The organism is Niveispirillum fermenti, from assembly GCF_048066175.1.
Lineage (GTDB): Bacteria > Pseudomonadota > Alphaproteobacteria > Azospirillales > Azospirillaceae > Niveispirillum > Niveispirillum fermenti.
In genome coordinates, this window is sequence record NZ_JBLTXA010000095.1 from 1 (window position 1) to 1407 (window position 1407).

1 protein-coding gene is annotated in these 1407 nt (G+C 63.2%); it reads right to left on the reverse strand.

Going from position 1 to position 1407, the window contains the following annotated elements:
* On the reverse strand, positions 1-1387 hold a 1387-nt coding region (locus ACM9LZ_RS25805; protein ID WP_416622365.1), incomplete at its 3' end, for an IS30 family transposase.
* Positions 1388-1407: the final 20 nt, after the last annotated feature.

Sequence of the window (1407 nt, forward strand, 5' to 3'; positions counted from 1 at the left end):
GGTGATTTTGCGTTTCCGCGATGAGTTCGTCCAGTGCTTCGGCGGGAGTTTTCCAGGCGAGGGTTTTACGCGGCCGGCCGTTCAGTGCTGCGGCAACGGCATCAAGTTCCTCGGGCGGGTGCAAGCCGAGGTCCGTGCCCTTGGGGAAATACTGTCGCAACAGCCCGTTGGTGTTCTCGTTGGTCCCACGTTGCCAAGGGCTGTGAGGATCGCAGAAATAGACAGGCAGATCGGCAAGAACCTTCAGTTCCGCGTGCCGTGCCATTTCAGCCCCCTGATCCCAGGATAGAGATCGCCGGAGGTGCTGAGGAAGTTGGACAATGGTCCGCGCGATGGCGTCGCGCACGGCTTCGGCGCCATGACCGGCAAGGGCGGGGCCGTTCTTCGGCCGTGCCCCTTCGCCATGGCCCGGCATCGCTGGCAGATGCAACAGCATCGTGAAACGTGTCGTTCTTTCGACCAGGGTGCCAATGGCAGAACTGTTCAGCCCGATGATCAGATCACCCTCCCAATGTCCAGGAACGGCGCGGTCATCGGCTTCGGCTGGGCGTTCGCTGATCATGATTTCAGGCGTGATGAAGGATTTTCCCCGGCGGCCGGTCCTGGCCTGGGGCACGCGTAGCGCCCGGCCGGTGCGCAGGCATGCTGTCAATTCCCGACGCAAGGCACCGCGCCCCTGGATGTAGAGGGCCTGATAAATGGCTTCGTGGCTGATCCGCATGGTCTTGTCCTCGGGGAAGTCGAGCAACAGCCTTCGCGAAATCTGTTCCGGGCTCCAGGCCGTTGCCCACCGCCGTGATTGCCTGCGCCCATGGCGTCGCCCCTTCCAGGGCGCCTGCGGCCCGGCGACCTTGCCTCCATCTGATCGCTGGACCAGGCCGGCAAGGTGTTCTTGCACATAGTGTCGCAACCGCTCGTTCGAGGCCAGCTTCGCGATCTTGGGCCGGCGCGCTGCTCGTTCTGCATGCCATTGGGCTGTGGTTGCCCGATACTCAAACCCGCCCGAACGCGTCGCCGCATTGCGACGGACCTCGCGGGATATCGTCGAGGGGGATCGTTTCAGATGCCGTGCAATCGCTCGCAAGGCACATCCCCGCGCCAGCATCAGCGCGATCTCCTCCCGCTCTGACAAGGATAGATAGCGTCCGACCGGACATGGGGCCGTCGGGGAAAGATGTGTAGGGGGCATGCCGCCAGCCTCGCGAAACCATCTGGAGCCGACAGGCGCTGATACCCCAACCTCAATGGCGGCGTCTTCACTGGAACGGCCCAGGGCAATCAAACCCCAGAAGCGCCGGCGATCTTCACGGCGGGCAATACCAGGGCGTCCAGGTGAAAACACAGGCGCGCGTCCAGATCTGGCTGATCGACGCTTCCGTTTGGCCATCGCAACCTCCTCTCAAAGGG